The 16,445-nt window shown below is 65.6% G+C and carries 18 protein-coding genes; 12 read left to right on the forward strand and 6 right to left on the reverse strand.

All coding sequences use genetic code 11. The features are described from left to right. Window position 1: 1 nt before the first annotated feature. A complete protein-coding gene (locus QMG83_RS01740; protein WP_283503643.1) occupies window positions 2–2,674 on the reverse strand; it encodes an ABC transporter substrate-binding protein in 2,673 nt (890 codons plus the stop codon). Between the two features lie 135 nt (window positions 2,675–2,809). Here QMG83_RS01740 and QMG83_RS01745 point away from each other — a divergent pair, with 135 nt between their 5' ends. Both QMG83_RS01745 and QMG83_RS01750 read left to right on the forward strand, forming a co-directional pair. Then, window positions 2,810–3,583 carry an alpha/beta fold hydrolase gene (locus QMG83_RS01745; protein ID WP_283503644.1) on the forward strand — a complete coding sequence of 258 codons (774 nt, stop codon included), beginning with the start codon at window positions 2,810–2,812 and terminating at the stop codon, window positions 3,581–3,583. After that, window positions 3,580–4,239 (forward strand): esterase/lipase family protein, encoded by a 660-nt coding sequence (locus QMG83_RS01750; protein ID WP_283503645.1) that lies wholly within the window; start codon window positions 3,580–3,582, stop codon window positions 4,237–4,239. Before QMG83_RS01745 ends, QMG83_RS01750 begins: the two co-directional genes overlap by 4 nt. Window positions 4,240–4,254: 15 nt before the next feature. On the opposite strand, the gene QMG83_RS01755 is transcribed toward QMG83_RS01750, so the two are convergent. Next, window positions 4,255–4,689, reverse strand: coding sequence for a hypothetical protein (locus QMG83_RS01755; protein WP_283503646.1), 435 nt, complete (start codon window positions 4,687–4,689; stop codon window positions 4,255–4,257). Window positions 4,690–4,796: 107 nt separating this feature from the next. Between QMG83_RS01755 and QMG83_RS01760 the strand changes: the two genes are divergently transcribed. From QMG83_RS01760 to QMG83_RS01780, 5 genes are all read left to right on the forward strand, one after another. Next, on the forward strand, window positions 4,797–6,200 hold the full coding sequence (locus QMG83_RS01760) for an MFS transporter (RefSeq protein ID WP_502948987.1): 1,404 nt from the start codon (window positions 4,797–4,799) through the stop codon (window positions 6,198–6,200). Further along, window positions 6,200–6,565 carry a TfoX/Sxy family protein gene (locus QMG83_RS01765; protein ID WP_283503647.1) on the forward strand — a complete coding sequence of 122 codons (366 nt, stop codon included), beginning with the start codon at window positions 6,200–6,202 and terminating at the stop codon, window positions 6,563–6,565. Before QMG83_RS01760 ends, QMG83_RS01765 begins: the two co-directional genes overlap by 1 nt. Window positions 6,566–6,640: 75 nt before the next feature. Continuing rightward, entirely contained in the window at window positions 6,641–7,039 is a 399-nt protein-coding gene (locus QMG83_RS01770; RefSeq protein ID WP_283503648.1) for a YidH family protein, read from the forward strand. After that, window positions 7,036–7,380, forward strand: a complete 345-nt coding sequence (locus QMG83_RS01775; RefSeq protein ID WP_283503649.1) for a YidH family protein — start codon at window positions 7,036–7,038, stop codon at window positions 7,378–7,380. Before QMG83_RS01770 ends, QMG83_RS01775 begins: the two co-directional genes overlap by 4 nt. A 5-nt stretch (window positions 7,381–7,385) precedes the next feature. Next, complete coding sequence (locus tag QMG83_RS01780) at window positions 7,386–7,733, forward strand: LysR family transcriptional regulator (RefSeq protein ID WP_283503650.1); 348 nt, start codon at window positions 7,386–7,388, stop codon at window positions 7,731–7,733. Window positions 7,734–7,738: 5 nt separating this feature from the next. Here the strand turns inward: QMG83_RS01780 and mgrA are convergent, their stop codons facing one another. After that, window positions 7,739–8,764 carry an L-glyceraldehyde 3-phosphate reductase gene (mgrA, locus tag QMG83_RS01785; protein WP_283503651.1) on the reverse strand — a complete coding sequence of 342 codons (1,026 nt, stop codon included), beginning with the start codon at window positions 8,762–8,764 and terminating at the stop codon, window positions 7,739–7,741. Window positions 8,765–8,941: 177 nt separating this feature from the next. Here mgrA and QMG83_RS01790 point away from each other — a divergent pair, with 177 nt between their 5' ends. After that, window positions 8,942–10,117, forward strand: coding sequence for an alcohol dehydrogenase catalytic domain-containing protein (locus QMG83_RS01790; protein WP_283503652.1), 1,176 nt, complete (start codon window positions 8,942–8,944; stop codon window positions 10,115–10,117). 53 nt (window positions 10,118–10,170) lie between these two features. Here QMG83_RS01790 and QMG83_RS01795 read toward each other — a convergent pair whose 3' ends face one another. Beyond that, entirely contained in the window at window positions 10,171–11,139 is a 969-nt protein-coding gene (locus tag QMG83_RS01795) for an electron transfer flavoprotein subunit alpha/FixB family protein (RefSeq protein WP_283503653.1), read from the reverse strand. 9 nt (window positions 11,140–11,148) lie between these two features. Next, window positions 11,149–11,928, reverse strand: coding sequence for an electron transfer flavoprotein subunit beta/FixA family protein (locus tag QMG83_RS01800; RefSeq protein WP_283503654.1), 780 nt, complete (start codon window positions 11,926–11,928; stop codon window positions 11,149–11,151). 105 nt (window positions 11,929–12,033) lie between these two features. On the opposite strand from QMG83_RS01800, the gene QMG83_RS01805 reads away from it, so the two are divergent. The 4 genes from QMG83_RS01805 to QMG83_RS01820 are packed head-to-tail and all read left to right on the forward strand — an operon-like array spanning window position 12,034 to window position 15,915. Continuing rightward, complete coding sequence (locus QMG83_RS01805) at window positions 12,034–13,170, forward strand: acyl-CoA dehydrogenase family protein (protein WP_283503655.1); 1,137 nt, start codon at window positions 12,034–12,036, stop codon at window positions 13,168–13,170. Then, entirely contained in the window at window positions 13,170–14,246 is a 1,077-nt protein-coding gene (locus QMG83_RS01810; RefSeq protein ID WP_283503656.1) for an enoyl-CoA hydratase/isomerase family protein, read from the forward strand. The genes QMG83_RS01805 and QMG83_RS01810 overlap by 1 nt, the downstream gene beginning before the upstream one ends. Continuing rightward, a complete protein-coding gene (gene mmsB / locus QMG83_RS01815; RefSeq protein WP_283503657.1) occupies window positions 14,243–15,142 on the forward strand; it encodes a 3-hydroxyisobutyrate dehydrogenase in 900 nt (299 codons plus the stop codon). Before QMG83_RS01810 ends, mmsB begins: the two co-directional genes overlap by 4 nt. Then, window positions 15,139–15,915, forward strand: coding sequence for an enoyl-CoA hydratase (locus QMG83_RS01820; RefSeq protein ID WP_283503658.1), 777 nt, complete (start codon window positions 15,139–15,141; stop codon window positions 15,913–15,915). Before mmsB ends, QMG83_RS01820 begins: the two co-directional genes overlap by 4 nt. Here QMG83_RS01820 and QMG83_RS01825 read toward each other — a convergent pair. Further along, on the reverse strand, window positions 15,912–16,439 hold the full coding sequence (locus QMG83_RS01825) for a MarR family winged helix-turn-helix transcriptional regulator (RefSeq protein WP_283503659.1): 528 nt from the start codon (window positions 16,437–16,439) through the stop codon (window positions 15,912–15,914). The genes QMG83_RS01820 and QMG83_RS01825 overlap by 4 nt on opposite strands. Window positions 16,440–16,445 lie beyond the last annotated feature (6 nt).

The raw sequence follows: 16,445 nt of genomic DNA on the forward strand, positions 1-16,445 counted from the left end.
GTTATCCAGCGGCGTGCAACATCGTGGGCCATGACGAGATGAACGCGAACGAGCTGTAGTTGCTCATGTCGATGTTCTTCGAGAACGCCGTTGCCGACTGACCCCACCAGAGCGGAACGTTGATGACCTCTTCCGCCTGCAGGGTCTCGGCCTCGATGAGGAGGTCGATGCGGGCCGACTGGTCGGTCTCGGCGCCAACACGCGCGAGCAGCGAACGCACCTCGGTGTTGTCGTAGTTGGAGATGTTGTCCTCGCCGAGCATGTACGACGACACCTCCGACGGGTCGCCGAGGGTAGAGAAGTACCACATGAGACCAACGCCGTAGCTGCTGTCGGGTTCGAGGCTCGCAAGCCATTCCTCGATCGGAACTTCGCGCACGTTCAGCGTGATGCCGATCTTGGAGAGGTTCTCGGCGAGCGACTGCGCGGCCGTGCCGAGCTGGGGTCCGGTCGAGGGGAACAGGATGTCTGTCTCGAAACCGTCAGGGTGGCCGGAAGCTGCGAGGGCGGCTGCGGCGGCATCCAAATCGAAGTCGTACTGCGGGATCGTCGCGAGCAGGTCACGCGCATCGTCCGCGCTGTACACGCTGCCGAGTGATTCGGGGGTGGCGATTGCGGTGGCGACTTCACCGTGCCCGCGCAGCAGTTTGTCGACGATCGTGGTGCGGTCAACGCTGTGGGCGAATGCTTCGCGCACCTTCGGGTCATCGAACGGGGCGAGGGCGGTGTTGAAGTACATGCCAACGTACGAGAGGTCGTTGACGTAGTCGACCCGCATGCTGGGCAGGCCTTCCCACTGGCTGGACTGCGCGAGCGGAACGTTGAACGCGACATCGATGTCTCCGGACTGGGCCGCGAGGAGGCGCGTTCCCTCGTCCGGGATGAACTTCACGTTGATGTTCTTCACTTCCGGAAGGTCGCCCCACCAGGTGTCGACGCGTTCGAAGTTCACGTGCGAGTCGGGCACGAACTCGGTGACCTTGTAGGGGCCGGAGCCGAGGAGCAGTGCGCTGCTGGTTCCGACGTCGCCGTCGTGCTCTTCCCAGAACTTCTGCGACGTGATGAAGGCGGCACCACCGGTGCTCATGTTCGCGGCGAACGCGGAGTCGGGCGCGGTGAGGGTGATGGTCACTTCGCTGTCGCCGGTCTTCTCGACCGTGTCGACACCGCCGAGGTAGTAGGAAAGGCCGGGTGAGCTGGTCTCGTCCCGCGCCTGCTCGATGCTGAACACGACGTCGTCGGCGGTCACCGGGGTGCCGTCCTGAAACATTGCGTCGTCCCGAAGTTCGTAGACGTAGGTGACGTCATCCGGCTGGTCCCACGACTCGGCGAGACCGGGCTGAATCGCGCCGTCGGCGTCGATCGAGACGAGGCCCTCCTGGGTGATGGAGGCGATGTAGTAGTTCAGGATGCCGCTCTCGGCGCCCACATACAGGCTCGAGAGAGATCCGGGCAGGGCAACCGTGATCGTCTCGATGTTGCCGTCGGCGGTGGAGGTGCCCGGCGTGGCGCAGCCAGCGAGCAGCAGGGCGGACGCTGCAACGGCGACCGTGGAGGCCCGAGCCCCCTTGGTCAGGGTGGAGTTGGTAGATCTCATGCGCAGTTCGTGCCTTTCGGTGAGGGTCACAGGATGAGTGAAGGGAGGAGACGAGAATCGCGCGCGTTGCAGATGCGAGTGCTGTGACAGGGCCGCGCGGTCACTGCTGGTTTTCCGGGCCACCTCCCGCATGGCGAGCAGTCGTAGGGCCACCGCGATGCTGGGGGTGTCCGACGAGTCGTCACGGGTTGTCGCATAGATGCGTCGACGAAGTTTGGGTTGCAGCTCGAGCGCAACGACGCCCTCGGGCAGGGCAATGGTGGCGAGGGCGAGCTCCGACAGGAACGTCACACCGATCCCGGACGCCACGAGAGCCAGGGCCGCATCCGTTTTGGTGACGTTGTGCCGCAGGGTCGGCTTCTCGGCGAGAGCGGTGGCGGCGGTGACGAGCTGCTCGGTGCAGGTGGCTGGGCCGCCGACCCAGATGAAAGGGAGCAGTGCGGCGATGCTGGCGGCGGGGCCGAGGGCGTCGGCTGCGACGCGGGGGACGATCGCGAGCACGTTCTCTGAGAGGAGGAAGCGCGAACGCAAACCGTCGGCGCTGGTGTGTGAACTCGAGGCGATCGTGTGGTCGCTCGTGTAGCGGTAGTCGAGGGCGATATCGGCGCGACCGTCGGCGACGGCGGCGAGGGCCGCATCCGGTTCTGCTTCGCCGAATTCGACGTGGATGCCGGGAAACTCGCGATCCAGTCGCGACAGGAGCGGCACGATGATGCTGGCGACTGCGGCGGGGAAGGCGGCGAGGCGCACGGCGCCGCGGTCGAGTCCGAGGTGGGCGGTGAGGTCGCTGGCGGCCGCCGTGATGACTGCGTCGATGCGCGGCGCGTGGCGAGCGAGCAGGGCGCCCGCCTCGGTGAGTTCCATGCCGCGTGAGGTGCGGGCCACGAGCGCGATATTCAGCCGAGCTTCGCTGCGCTTGAGGTGTTGGGTGATCGCGGGCTGGCTGAACCCGAGCTGGCGGGCGGCCGCCGAAACGCTTCCGGTTCTGTCGATCGCGACGAGGATGCGCAGCATGTGCAGGTCAAGGGCGCGCGTGAGTTCAGCAATGTTCGCGGATTCTTCAGGTGCGGCCTGCATAACGACACCTTATGGCTAAACCGCCCCGCCATAACGTTACAAACTTATTAACTTGGTCCGGGTGGCGGTAGCGGGAGTATGTGAGGAGCTCGTCAAGGCCTGCCATCGACAGCCGTCATGCTGCAGGCTGGGCAGATGAAACAAGCCGCTCACCGTGCTTCGCGCAGGCGCCGGGAGCAACACCGGGTCTTCCGAATGGCGGGTCCGGCCTCGCAAACGGGTGATCGGCCGACGTACCTGCTTCTGCACGGCATTGGCCTCTCGCACCGTTCGTTCACGCCTCTCGCGAAAGCACTGTCAGCATCGGGCGACACGATCGCCCCCGACCTTCCGGGTTATGGCGCGACCCCCACCCCCGACCGGCCCATCTCGGTGGAGCAGTATGCGGCGAGCATCGCGAGCGTAGTCGAGCGCACCGCCGGTGGGCCGGTCGTGGTCGTGGGGCACTCCATGGGCGCACAGTTCGCGCTGGAGCTTGCAATCACCCGCCCGGACCTGGTTGAGTCCGTCGTGCTGGCGGGGCCGGTTGTCGACCCCCGCTGGGACAACGTGGCGATCCAGGGGGCGCTTCTGGCCGCTGACGCGCTGACTGAGCCGATGGCGACGAAGCTGATGGCCGCGCACGGCTATGTACGCACCGGACTCCCCTGGTTCCTGACGGAGACGAGGGAGATGCTGGAGTACGACACCCACGAGCGCATCGGGCTGCTGCGGAAGCCGCTGCTGGTGATTCGTGGCGAGTACGACACGATCGCCAATGAGGGGTGGACCGAGTGGCTGGCTTCCCAGGTCGCCGGGGGAGCATCCCGCACCTTCAAGGGGCACAGCCACAACGTCATCCACTCCGGTCCGGCCGAGGTCGCCGAGGCCATCGTGCACTTCAGCTCCCGGTCGGAACGGCAGCTATGAAGGCGCTCCGCAACGGCTGGTGGTGGATGCTCGACTACGGGTACGCCGGATACTGGCAGTTTCGCGCGGCCGTCGACCGCCGACGCCCCGAGGCCTACCGGTCTGGCGCAGGGCGCCCCATCGTCGTTATCCCGGGAATCTGGGAGACGTGGCAGTTCATGCGGCCCCTGGTGGAGAAGATGCACGACGCCGGGCATCCCGTCTATGTGCTCGCAGCCCTCGGCCGCAACTCTCGCCCCATTGTGGAGTCGGCGGCAGCGGTGGTCGATGTGATCCGTCACTACGACCTCAGGGATGTGCTGCTGGTCACCCACAGCAAAGGCGGCCTGATCGGAAAGTATGCGATGGCCACGCTGGATATCGACCAGCGGATCGCGTCGATGGTGGCCGTGAGTGCGCCCTTCGCCGGCTCCCGGTATGCGCCCTATCTGCCGCTTCAGAGCCTTCGAGCGTTTTCACCGCTGGATGCCACGACCGTCCTGCTCGGCGAGAACCTGTCGGTGAACTCACGCATCACATCCATCTATGGGCAGTTCGATCCCCACATCCCCGAGGGCAGCGAACTGGCGGGGGCCCGCAATATTGGCCTCCCCACAGGAGGGCATTTCCGCATCCTCAGCCGCCCCGAAATCGCCGACGCGGTGCTGCAGATGTGACTGTTGCAAAGTCGTCTAGTCGATGGGCTCCGCCCATTCGGACCGCCAGTCGGGGGCCTCGGACTTTGGCGTGTAATAGCGCGTGTCGCGAATGATCGACCCGTCCGCACCGAACTCCAGGATGACCACCACGTGCCACACGTCTCCGGCGTAGTCATTCACCCCCTCGACGACCCAGACTTGCCCCGAGCCTACGACTCGGCGGAGGGTGATCGAGGGGGGAACGGGAAAAGCCTCCTGCATCGCCCGCATGGCCTCACGTCCACGTATGCGCTCCCCCGACTGCGGCATCTCCATCACGTAACCGTCGTCACGAAGCCGATACTCAGCGTCAGGGGAGAGCCCCTCCCCGGTGAGGCCGAACAAACGCTCGAGGCCTTCGCGCATCGTCACCGGATCGTTGTCCGTGATTGCCCGCAGGAATAGTTCGCGCACCTCAAGGTCGCTCATTTCGTCCTCCCGGCCGACGCTGATACTCGAGTACGAACATTCTGCTCCTACTCCCGACGGAAGTGTTCCCCACGCGAATGACGGTCATGGCTGCGAGAATGGCATGGATGTCTGCCCCAGACGAGACTGCAACTCCGGTCGATGCCCCCGCACCGCCGGTAGGAGGCATGCGCACCTTCCGCCAGATTCTGGTGAACACCGCCATCGCCAACGTCACCACGAGTTACCTCTGGTTCGCGCTGACCTTCTGGGTGTACCTCGAAACGCGGTCGGTGCTCGCCACCGGCATCGTCGGCGGTGCGTACATGCTGCTGGTCGCAGCGTTCTCGATGGTGTTCGGCACGATCGTCGACCGGCATCGCAAACATCTCGTGATGCTGTTCGCCGGGTCGGTAACGCTCGTTGCCTTCGGAATCGCGGGAGTCATCTACCTGCTCTTCCCGGAGTCGACCCTGCTCAACATCGGCGGGCCGATGTTCTGGGCGTTCTCGGGCATCATCCTGTTCGGCGCGGTCATCGAAAACATGCGCAACATCGCGCTGTCGACCACCGTGACGCTGTTGGTGCCGACCGAGCGGCACGCCAACGCGAACGGTCTGGTGGGCACAGTCCAGGGGCTCGCGTTCATGGTCACCAGCGTGTTCAGCGGGTTGTCCATCGGCCTGCTCGGCATGGGGTGGACGCTGGTCATCGCCCTGGTCATCACCGCAGGGGCGCTCGTGCACTTGCTGACCCTGCGCATCCCCGAAGACAAGCCGGAGCAGCAGGGCACGCGGTCACCGCTTATCGACCTGCGCGGCAGCATCACGGCGGTGCGAGCGGCGACCGGTCTGTTCGCCCTGATCATCTTCTCGACGTTCAACAACCTGATTGGCGGGGTGTACATAGCCCTGATGGATCCGTACGGCCTCGAGATGTTCCCCGTCGAGGTGTGGGGCATCGTGCTCGGAATCACGTCGACCGGTTTCATCCTGGGCGGTCTGCTCATCGCCAGATTCGGCCTCGGTCGCAACCCCATCCGCACCATGCTGCTGCTGGTGATCGTGATGGGAATTCTCGGGGCGCTGTTCACGATTCGCGAGTGGTGGTGGCTGTACGCGCTGGGCATCTGGATCTACATGATGCTCATCCCCGCCGTCGAGGCGGCGGAGCAGACGGTCATCCAAAAGGTCGTGCCCTTCCGCACCCAGGGCCGAGTCTTCGGATTTGCTGCGGCGTTCGAGTCTGCTGCAGCACCCATCACGGCGTTCATGATTGCCCCGATCGCGGAGTTCATCATCATCCCGTTCATGAACTCGCGTGCTGGCCAGCAGAACCTGGGCTGGTTGCTGGGCGAGGGCCAGGCGCGCGGGATCGCCCTGGTATTTCTGGTCGCGGGGCTGCTGATGGTCATGGCTGCGATCGCAGCCTTCTTCACCCGCTCGTACCGCACGATTTCGGCTCAGTATTTGGATGACGGCGCCGCGGAAGTCAGCGACCTCGGCACGGTGCCGGTGACGGCGGGCGACTGATGCAGCTTCCGAAGCCAACCGAGAGCGATAAAGAGCTCTTTCGCTCCGTCATCCCTGACGCGCCAACGATCACGATCAAGCCGATGTTTGGCAATCTCGGGGCCTTCGTCAACGGAAACATGTTCGCGGGGCTCTTCGGCTCGACCATCGGCATCCGCGTGCTGGATGAGGCGACGAGGGCAGAGCTGCAGGAGATCGACGCCATCGCGCCCTTCGGGCCGAGCGAGCGTCCCATGCGCGAATACGTCGGGTTACCGGCCGCGTGGGCATCCGAGCCGGAACTGCTCGCGAGCTGGGTCGCCCGCGCATTCTGGCAGGTCGAGACGCTTCCGGAAAAGAAACCCAAACCGCGCCAACAGAAGTGAGCAGGCCGCACATTAGGCTGAATGCGCTGTCACCGTGCCATCGCGCGGGCTCCCACGACGTTAGGTACAAGCTTCATGCAGTTGGATGACGTGAACCCCGCCTCTGGCTCGGAGCCGAAAGACACCCGGCGGCCCCGCTGGGTGTACGGCGCCGGCGGCGAACCGGATCCGCGTTTCAGTCTCGCCAATGAGCGGACCTTCCTCGCCTGGGTGCGCACCTCCCTTGCGCTGATCGCTGCGGGCGTTGCGCTCGAGGCGCTCCAGGTTCCGGCCCACCCCGAACTCAGGCTCAGTGCTGCACTCGTGCTCATCGCGCTCGGGCTGATTGCGATAGTCCAGGGCGGAATCAGCTGGGCGAGAACCGAGCGCTCCATGCGACTGGGGGTCGCGCTGCCGGGCCTGACGATCGGTGGGCTCATCATCGGTGGCGTTCTTGTGGTGGGCGTGCTGGTGCTGATCGGATTTCTCTGGTGAGTGACGCCCCGTTCGACATCGGGCTGCAGCCCGAGCGAACGCTGCTGGCCTGGCGTCGAACGTGTCTCGCCCTGGCGGTCGGCGCCATGCTCGTCATCAAACTGGGCGCCCCGACCTTGGGGATCGTTGCTGGCATCATCGGCGTGATCTCCCTCGGCCTCGGCGCGGGAGCGTACGTCGTGGCGACGGCGCGGTACCGGATGGTGCACACCGAACTCTCCGCCGGCCGAGTCCTTCCCGGGCCGGGGCTGCAGGTTGCTCTCATCGCGCTCGGTGTCGCCCTGGGCGGGAGCCTTGCCGCGGCCTGGGTGATCGCGGTTGCCGTTGATCGCATACCCTGAGGCCAATGGATCATTCCCTGCTCAAGCAATTTGTCGCGGCAGCGCGGCAGCTGCACTTCGCGCACGCCGCGAAGTCGCTCGGGGTTCCGCGCTCCAGCCTCATCGCCGCCATCCGGTCTCTTGAGCAGCAGCTCGGGTACGAGCTGTTCGACTCGAGCGCCACATCAACCCAGCTCACCGCCGAGGGCGAAGCGTTCCTCATCGATGCCGAACGACAGCTGGACAAGTCAGCGAAGTCTGCGGCGGCATCCGCGGCGAAGCCCGGTGGCAAGGCGAAGGCTTCGAAGGGCAAAGGCCGAGCTCCGGCCGTCAAGGGCCAGCCGAAGCCCGGCCGCAAGCGTCAATCTCGATAGGCGGATTAGACGTTGCTGGATGCCTCCCACAGGTTGATGCCCAGGTTCACTGCGTGCTCGTCGATTTCGCGGAGTTCCGCGTCGTCGAAGGTGATGTTCGCCGTCGCAGCGAGGTTGTCTTCGAGCTGAGCGACACTCGAGGCGCCGACCAGAACTGACGTGACCCGCGCGTCGCGAAGGCACCAGGCGAGCGCCAGCTGCGCAAGGGTCTGGCCACGGTCGTGGGCGATGGTGTTGAGGGCGCGAACGTGATCCAGGGTTTCTGCAGAGATGACATCGCGATCCATGGATCCGTCTCGCGCGGCTCGTGAATCGTCCGGGATGCCGTTGAGGTATCGATCCGTCAGCAGCCCCTGTGCCAGCGGGGAGAAAGCGATGCAGCCGGCACCCAGCTCATCCAGCGTGCCGAGCAGGTCATCCTCGATCCAGCGGTTGAACATGGAATATGAGGGCTGGTGGATCAACAACGGCGTGCCCATTCGGGCGAGGATCTCTGCTGCCTCCCGCGTGCGTTGCGGGGAGTAGCTGGAGATTCCCGCGTAAAGCGCCTTCCCGGATACGACGGCATCGTGCAGCGCGCCCATGGTCTCTTCGAGCGGTGTATCGGGGTCTGCGCGGTGGGAGTAGAAGATGTCGACGTAGTCGACTCCGAGCCGACCGAGGGACTGATCGAGGCTGGCCCGCAGGTACTTGCGGGATCCGAAATTGCCGTAGGGGCCGGGCCACATGTCGTAGCCAGCCTTCGTCGATATCACGAGCTCGTCGCGATAGGCAGCGAGACTCGTTCGAAGGATTTCGCCAAAGTTGCTCTCGGCGCTGCCGTATGGCGGTCCGTAATTGTTGGCCAGGTCGAAGTGAGTAACGCCAAGATCGAACGCGCGAGTCACAATCTGTCGCTGGGTTTCGAAGGGGGTCGTGTTCCCGAAGTTCTGCCACAGACCCAATGAGACCGCTGGAAGTAGCAGTCCGCTCGCGCCGGTGCGGCGAAACTGTGCACTTTCGTAGCGTGCATCGGAAGCGGTGTGGGTCATCGACAAATCTCCTCATTGTGGGGATCCCCGCTGGCGGGGGTGAGCAATGTGATTGCTCCCTAGTAATAGTGCACCCAGCTTCCGGCCCACCCGGCCACAGGTGCCAATCTCGATAGTTCGTCGGGCAGGCGCAGTCAACCCGTTCCCGAAAGCTGCGACACCACGTAGACCTGAAGGATGAGAGCTCTTACCTGGCAGTCCACCGGAAAAGTCGCCGTCGAAGACGTGCCGACAGCCCACATCGTCGACCCCACTGATGTCGTCATCGCCATCACCTCGACCGCGATTTGCGGATCAGACCTTCACCTGCTCGACGTGCTCGGGCCGTTCATGCACCAGCATGACGTGATGGGTCACGAGTCCATGGGCGTGGTGACCGAGGTCGGCGACGCTGTGCAAAAGCTGCGCGTCGGCGACCGGGTGGTCATCCCCTTCGTCATCGCGTGCGGCTACTGCTACATGTGCACCAGGGGGCTAACCTCCCAATGCGAAACAACCCAGAACCGCGACCAAAAGGCGGCGGCGTCGCTCTACGGCTACACCGAGATCTACGGTCGCGTTCCCGGTGGACAGGCCGAATTTCTGCGGGTGCAGTTCGCCGACTTCAACGCGATCAAGATCAACGGCGACCTGCCCGACGAGCGATACTTATTTCTGAGCGACATCCTTCCCACCGCCTGGCAGGGCGTGCAGTACGCGAACGTTCCGGATGGCGGCACCCTCGCGGTGATCGGCCTGGGGCCCGTCGGCCAGTTCGCGACCCGCATCGGAAAGCATCTGGGTTACCGCGTGATTGCGGTCGATCCGGTGCCGGAGCGTCGGGCGATGGCCGAACGGCACGGCGTCGAGACCCTCGACCTAACCGACGACGTGCTCGAAAAGCTTCGCGGGCTCACGGATGGGCGTGGGCCGCACTCCGTGCTGGATGCGGTCGGCATGGAAGCGCACGGCAGCCCGGTGGCGGCGTTCGCGCAAAATGCGGTCGGGCTCCTGCCGGCAGCAGCGGCCAAGAAGCTGGCGAAGACTGTGGGCGTCGACCGGCTGGCCGCGTTGCTGCTCGCGCTGGAAGCCGTGCAGCGAGGAGGAACCGTCTCGCTGAGCGGCGTCTATGGCGGTGTGGCGGATCCCTTGCCGATGCTGACCATGTTCGACAAGGGCCTCACCCTGAAGATGGGCCAGTGCAATGTGCACCGCTGGATCTCTGACCTGTGGCACCTCGTCGAAGACCCGAGCGACCCGCTCGGTGTGACCGACCTGGTGACTCACAAGGTGCCGCTCGAGCAGGCGGCCGAGATGTACGAGCTGTTCAAGAACAAGCAGGACGGCTGCATCAAGGTCGTGCTGCAACCCTGACGCCTGATCGGGCCCGCCAGGGGTGGGGCCGACTCACAGGTACGTCGGTTGACTCAGCCTTTCCGCGCCTTCACAGCCTCGATGAGCTGAGGCACCACGGTGAAAATGTCTCCCACGACACCGAAGTCGGCGATATCGAAGATGGGTGAGTCGGCATCCTTGTTGATCGCGATGATCGTCTTCGCGCTCTGCATGCCCGCCCGGTGCTGGATGGCACCCGAGATGCCGAGGGCGATGTAGAGGGTCGGTGAGACAGTGACGCCGGTCTGGCCGACCTGCATCGTGTGGTCGACGTAGCCGGCGTCGACCGCCGCGCGACTCGCTCCCACGGCGGCCCCCAGGGAATCGGCCAGCTGTTCGACGAGCACGAATTTCTCCTGCGAGCCGAGGCCGCGGCCCCCGGAGACGACGATGTCCGCCGTTTGCAGGCTGGGCCGCTCGGACTGTTCGCCCTTCTCGTGGCGTCCGCTGATCGTCGACGCGGGAGCCGTGTCGCCCGCGATGTCGATGGGGATGACTGTGCCAGCCGCGGCCGGTGCTGCGCCCTCGACCGAGTTGGGACGAAGAGAGATGATCGGGATGCCGCGGGCGGCCACCGCCCGCACGGAATACGACCCGCCGAAGGCCTGCTGCGAGACGACGAGCGAATCGCCAGAACCTTCGATGCCCTCCACGTCGTGGAGCAGGGCGCCGTCGGCACGCACCGCGAGCCGCGCGGCGATCTCGCGACTGTCCGTATCGCTGCCGACGATGACCGCCGATGGGCTCGCGGCCTGCACTGCCGCGTGCATGGCCGCCACCTGTGGCGTGATCAGTGTGCCCGACGCGTTGGGCGTCGAGGCGACGTAGACGTTCTGCGCGCCGAGGGAGCCGAGCTTCGCCGCGAGCTCCGCTCCGTCGCCTTCGTCGACGACGATCACCGCGGCCGGGTCTCCGGCGATGGCGGCCGCCGCGAGGAGCTCACCGGTGCTTGCGGCGAGTTCGCCGTCCACGTGCTGGGCAAGAATCAGTACCTGTGCCATGGCGTGCTCCTAAATGAGTTTCGCTGCGATGAGGAATTCGGCAACCTGCGTTCCGGCGGTGCCGTCATCTTTGATGATCGTGCCGCCCTGTCGGGCGGGGCGCTCGGTGACCTGCTCGACCACCGACCAGGAGTGCGCTCCTCCGGTGTCGTCGCCAGCCAGCCCGAGATCGCCGAGCGACACCGCGTCTACCTTCTTTTTCTTGGCAGACAGGATGCCCTTGAAGCTCGGGAATCTGGCCTCGGCGATCTGCTCGGTGACCGAGACGACCGCGGGCAGCTGGGCCGTCACGTCGAGGTGGCCGGTTGCCGTGAGCCGTTCGCCGCTGACGGTGGCACCGTCGACCGCGAGGGTGCGCAGGAAGGTGAGCTGGGCGAAGCCGAGCCGCTCGGCGAGCATCGCGGGCACAGCGCCGGCACGGCCATCCGTCGATTCGTTGCCGGCGATGATCAGGTCGAACCCGCGGTCGCGCAGGGCCGCCGCGAGGGCGGCGGAGGTCTGCACCGCGTCGGAACCGGCGAGGCCGTCATCCTCGATATGGATGCCGTTGTCTGCACCCATCGCGAGGGCCTTGCGGACGGCAGCGAGAGCGTGGTGCGGCCCCATTGTCACGGCCGTCACCTCGGATCCGGAGTTCGCCTCCTTGGTGAGCAGGGCGACTTCGACGGCCTTCTCGTTGATCTCATCGATCACCAGGTCGCCGCTGCGGTCGACGCGCTTGGTCGCCGGGTCGATCCTGCGGTCGCCCCAGGTGTCGGGCACTTCTTTGACGAGTACTGCGATCTTCATCACACTCTCCGTGGTTTAGTTGGACTTCCTAGTTTTTAGTAGGATGTCCAACTATTATAGATGGGTGCCCGCGAGGGCGGTAGGGCAATAAGCGATAGGTAGTCGATGTATCCAGTAACAGAAGACCAGCAGGCCCTCGTGGAGATGGTGGCGCAGTTCGCGGCGGAGTCGCTCGCGCCCAACGCGGCCGAGTGGGACGAAACTCACCACTTCCCGATCGACGTGCTCGAGGAGGCTGGCGCCCTCGGCATGGGCGGCATTTACACACGAGAAGAGTTTGGTGGTTCGGGGCTGAGCCGGGCAGATTCCGTGCTGATCTTCGAGGCGCTCGCCGCCGGCGACAGCACGATCGCTGCCTACATCTCGATCCACAACATGGTGACGTGGATGGTCGACACCTACGGAACCGACACCCAGCGCGCCGAGTGGATTCCCCAGCTCACCGCGATGACGACGCTCGGCAGTTACTGCCTCACCGAGCCCGGCGTCGGGTCTGACGCTGCGGCGCTCAGCACGCGCGCCGTGCGCGATGGTGACGACTATGTCATCACCGGGGTGAAGCAGTTCATCTCTGGGGCAGGCGCAGCCGGTCTCTACATCGTGCTCGCGCGCACCGAAGATACGGGCAGCCACGGCATCAGCGCCTTCCTGGTCGCCGATGGAACCGAGGGCCTCAGCTTTGGCCCGCTCGAAAAGAAGATGGGCTGGCACGCCCAGCCCACCCGGCAGGTCATCCTCGACGACGTGCGCGTGCCGGCGAGCGCGATGCTGGCGGGAGAGGGCGACGGCTTCGGCATCGCGATGAGCGGCCTCAACGGCGGTCGGCTCAACATCGGGGCGTGCTCTCTGGGAGGCGGGCAGGCCGCTCTCGACAAATCCGTGGCATACCTGAAACAGCGCAAGGCGTTCGGGGCACCCCTCATCGAGAACCAGGCCCTGCTCTTCCAGCTGGCCGACATGGACACCGAACTCGAGTGCGCTCGCACCCTGCTGGCGAGAGCCGCACACGCTCTCGACAACGGCGATGCCGACAAGGTTAAGCTGTGTGCAATGGCGAAGCGAGTCGCGACCGACGCAGGATTTTCGGTCGCGAATGCGGCGATCCAGCTGCATGGCGGCTACGGCTACCTCTCCGAATACGGGTTGGAGCGAATTGTGCGAGACCTGCGAGTGCACCAGATCCTTGAGGGCAGCAACGAGATCATGCGCATGATCGTCGGGCGCAGCCTGGCCGACGGCTGATGAACGCCGACCCCGCGACCACCAACGGCGACGTGCTCGTGAGCACCGCGGGAATGGTCGGCCGCATCATCCTGAACCGCCCGAAGGCGCTCAACGCACTGACCCACGGCATGGTCCTGACCATCACCGAGGCCCTGTCGGCCTGGGAGACGGATGACGCGGTGCGCACCGTTGTACTCACCGGCGCCGGGGAGCGCGGGCTGTGCGCTGGGGGCGATATCGTCAGCATCTACCGTTCAGCCAAAGACGGCGAGGGGGATGCCGCGAGCTTCTGGGCAGACGAATACCGGCTCAACTCGTACATCGCCCGCTATCCCAAGCCCTTCGTCGCTATCATGGACGGAATTGTGCTCGGCGGGGGCATCGGCATCTCGGCGCACGGCTCACACCGCATCGTCACCGAGCGCACGAAGGTCGGCATGCCCGAGGTCGGCATCGGATTCGCACCCGACGTCGGCGGAACCCTCCTGATGGCGAGGGCGCCCGGCGAACTCGGCACGCACCTCGCCCTCACCGGCGGGATGGCCTCCGGGGCCGACGCGATCGAGGCGGGCATGGCCGACTACTTCGTGGAGGCTGCCACATTGCAGCAGCTGCTGACCGAACTCGAGGGCGAGTCCGCCGACGCGGTGATCGCGCGGCACTCCACTACCGCTCCGGCGTCGCCGCTGGCCGCCGCCCGTGGCTGGATCGACGAGGCCTATGCGGGAAGTGATGCCGGCGAGATCGTCGCGCGCCTCGCGGCCTCACCGGTCGAGGATGCCAGAGCCGCGGCATCCATGATTCTCACGAAGTCGCCGACGAGCGTGAGTGTGGCGCTGGAGGCGATTCGCCGGGTGACGCCCGAATCAACGCTCGAAGACGTGCTCAATCAGGAGTACCGGGTCGGGCTCAGGTTTCTCGAAGGCACCGAGATCGTCGAGGGCATTCGCGCGCAGGTCATCGACAAGGACCGCAAGCCCGCGTGGTCGCCGTCGAGCATCGACGGGGTCACTCGCGCCGACATCGACCACTATTTCGCGCCGCTGGGCGAGCGCGAACTCGGCCTCACCGCACTGGACAGGAGCACAACATGAGCAACGTCGCTTTTCTCGGGCTGGGAAACATGGGTGGCCCGATGGCGGCCAACCTCGTGAAGGCCGGCCACACGGTGACCGGATTCGATCCGGTGCCGTCGGCGCTGGAGCACGCCAGAGAAAATGGGGTCACGATCGCGGATGACGGCGTCAGCGCTGTCGCTGGCGCCGACGTCGTGATCACGATGTTGCCGGGCGGCGCGCATGTGCTGAGCGCCTACAGCGGCGGCCTGTTGGCGGCGGCATCGCCCGGCACCCTGTTCATCGACTGCTCCACCATCGACGTGGATGACGCGCGCGAGGCAGCCGCGCTCGCCGTCGACGCCGGCCACCGTGCCATCGACGCCCCCGTTTCCGGCGGCGTCGTCGGCGCTGAGGCGGGAACCCTCACCTTCATGGTCGGCGCCGCCGACGAGGACTTCGCGATGGCCGAACCGATCCTGTCGATCATGGCGGGCCGGGTCGTGCACTGCGGCGCCTCGGGTGCGGGCCAGGCCGCGAAGGTCTGCAACAACATGATCCTCGGCATTTCGATGATCGCCGTGAGCGAGGCGTTCGTGCTGGGCGAGAAGCTCGGCCTCAGCAATCAGGCACTGTTCGATGTGGCATCCAGCGCGTCTGGCCAGTGCTGGGCGTTGACCACGAACTGCCCGGTGCCCGGGCCCGTGCCGACCAGCCCCGCGAATCGGGACTACCAGCCGGGCTTCAGCGGCGCCCTGATGGCGAAAGACCTTGGTCTGGCGCTCAACGCGCTGCAGTCGACCGGGGTCGCCGGCGAACTCGGAACCCTCGCAGCGACCATCTACCGGAGGTTCGCCGAGGAGGGCGGGGACGTCAAAGACTTCTCCGCGATCATCAACACCATCCGCACCAATTCCCCAAAGGATGCAGCATGAGCGACTACGAGACAATCCTTCTTGAGCGCCGCGACCGGGTGGCGCTGATCACCCTGAATCGGCCAGAATCGCTCAACGCCCTCAACCTGGCGATGATGCACGAACTGGTCGAACTCACCGCAGAACTGGACGCCGATGACGGCGTCGGGGCGATCGTCATCACCGGCTCGCCCCGCGCCTTCGCCGCGGGTGCCGACATCAAGGAGATGGCCACGCACACCTACCTGGAGGTCTATCTGGCCGACTGGTTCGCCGGCTGGGAACGGCTGTCAGCGGTGCGCAAGCCGATCATCGCCGCAGTATCGGGCCACGCTCTGGGGGGTGGATGCGAGCTTGCCATGATGTGCGATTTCATCCTGGCCTCAGACACCGCCACCTTCGGCCAGCCCGAGATCAAGCTGGGGGTCATCCCGGGCATCGGCGGATCGCAGCGGCTCACGAGGGCGATCGGCAAAGCCAAGGCGATGGAGCTGATCCTCACCGGCCGCACGATCACCGCGGTCGAGGCTGAGAAGGCCGGGCTCGTGGCGCGAGTGATTGCCGCCGATGAGCTGCTCGACGACGCACTGAAGACCGCGGCGAAGATTGCCTCGATGTCTCTGCCGATCGTGATGATGGCGAAAGAAGTGGTCAATGCGGCTTTCGAGACCACGCTCTCCAGCGGGGTGCGATTCGAACGCCGGCTCTTCCACTCCGCGTTCGCGACCGACGACCAGAAAGAGGGTATGAGCGCCTTCATCGAGAAGCGCGCCCCCAACTTCACCAACCGTTAGTCGTGCGTGGCCGGCTCCGGCTGGCCGAAGTCGCCGGCGTCGCGACGGAACCGGCCGAGCATCCCGATCAGGCTGTCGAGTTCGGGCTGCTCGAATCCGGGGTTTTCGAAGACCGTCGCGTTGAGGGCGGCCGTCGCCTGCGCGGCGATGGCCCTGCCGTCATCCGTGATCTCGACGAGGGTTCCCCGGCCGTCGGTCGGGTGGGGGAGGCGCTTGACGAATCCGGCGCTCTCCAGCCGGTCGACAGCGTTGGTGACGCTCGTGGGATGCACCTGCAACCTGGCGCTCGCCTTGGCCATCGGCAGCGCGCCGCTGCGCGTGAAGCTCAGCAGGGTGAGTAGCTCGTAGCGCGAGAAGGTTAGCCCGAACGGCTTGAGAGCCTTCTCGATGCGGGAGAGCAGGATCTGTTGGGTGCGCATGATCGCCGTGATGGCGGTCATGCCGTCGGCGGCGTCGGCCCAGCCGTGCTTGATCCACTGGCGACCGGCCTCCGCAATGGGGTCGGGGTGCACTGGCTCAATCACACGTTC

The organism is Salinibacterium sp. G-O1, from assembly GCF_030063305.1.
Classification (GTDB): domain Bacteria; phylum Actinomycetota; class Actinomycetes; order Actinomycetales; family Microbacteriaceae; genus Rhodoglobus.

Bases quoted from the DNA above. Each gene is read 5' to 3' on its own strand.
- QMG83_RS01740 (WP_283503643.1), bottom strand. From the start codon at position 2,674: ATGCAGGCCGCACCTGAAGAATCCGCGAACATTGCTGAACTCACGCGC.
- QMG83_RS01745 (WP_283503644.1), top strand. From the start codon at position 2,810: ATGAAACAAGCCGCTCACCGTGCTTCGCGCAGGCGCCGGGAGCAACAC.
- QMG83_RS01750 (WP_283503645.1), top strand. From the start codon at position 3,580: ATGAAGGCGCTCCGCAACGGCTGGTGGTGGATGCTCGACTACGGGTAC.
- QMG83_RS01755 (WP_283503646.1), bottom strand. From the start codon at position 4,689: ATGAGCGACCTTGAGGTGCGCGAACTATTCCTGCGGGCAATCACGGAC.
- QMG83_RS01760 (WP_502948987.1), top strand. From the start codon at position 4,797: ATGTCTGCCCCAGACGAGACTGCAACTCCGGTCGATGCCCCCGCACCG.
- QMG83_RS01765 (WP_283503647.1), top strand. From the start codon at position 6,200: ATGCAGCTTCCGAAGCCAACCGAGAGCGATAAAGAGCTCTTTCGCTCC.
- QMG83_RS01770 (WP_283503648.1), top strand. From the start codon at position 6,641: ATGCAGTTGGATGACGTGAACCCCGCCTCTGGCTCGGAGCCGAAAGAC.
- QMG83_RS01780 (WP_283503650.1), top strand. From the start codon at position 7,386: ATGGATCATTCCCTGCTCAAGCAATTTGTCGCGGCAGCGCGGCAGCTG.
- mgrA (WP_283503651.1), bottom strand. From the start codon at position 8,764: ATGACCCACACCGCTTCCGATGCACGCTACGAAAGTGCACAGTTTCGC.
- QMG83_RS01790 (WP_283503652.1), top strand. From the start codon at position 8,942: ATGAGAGCTCTTACCTGGCAGTCCACCGGAAAAGTCGCCGTCGAAGAC.
- QMG83_RS01795 (WP_283503653.1), bottom strand. From the start codon at position 11,139: ATGGCACAGGTACTGATTCTTGCCCAGCACGTGGACGGCGAACTCGCC.
- QMG83_RS01800 (WP_283503654.1), bottom strand. From the start codon at position 11,928: ATGAAGATCGCAGTACTCGTCAAAGAAGTGCCCGACACCTGGGGCGAC.
- QMG83_RS01805 (WP_283503655.1), top strand. From the start codon at position 12,034: ATGTATCCAGTAACAGAAGACCAGCAGGCCCTCGTGGAGATGGTGGCG.
- QMG83_RS01810 (WP_283503656.1), top strand. From the start codon at position 13,170: ATGAACGCCGACCCCGCGACCACCAACGGCGACGTGCTCGTGAGCACC.
- mmsB (WP_283503657.1), top strand. From the start codon at position 14,243: ATGAGCAACGTCGCTTTTCTCGGGCTGGGAAACATGGGTGGCCCGATG.
- QMG83_RS01820 (WP_283503658.1), top strand. From the start codon at position 15,139: ATGAGCGACTACGAGACAATCCTTCTTGAGCGCCGCGACCGGGTGGCG.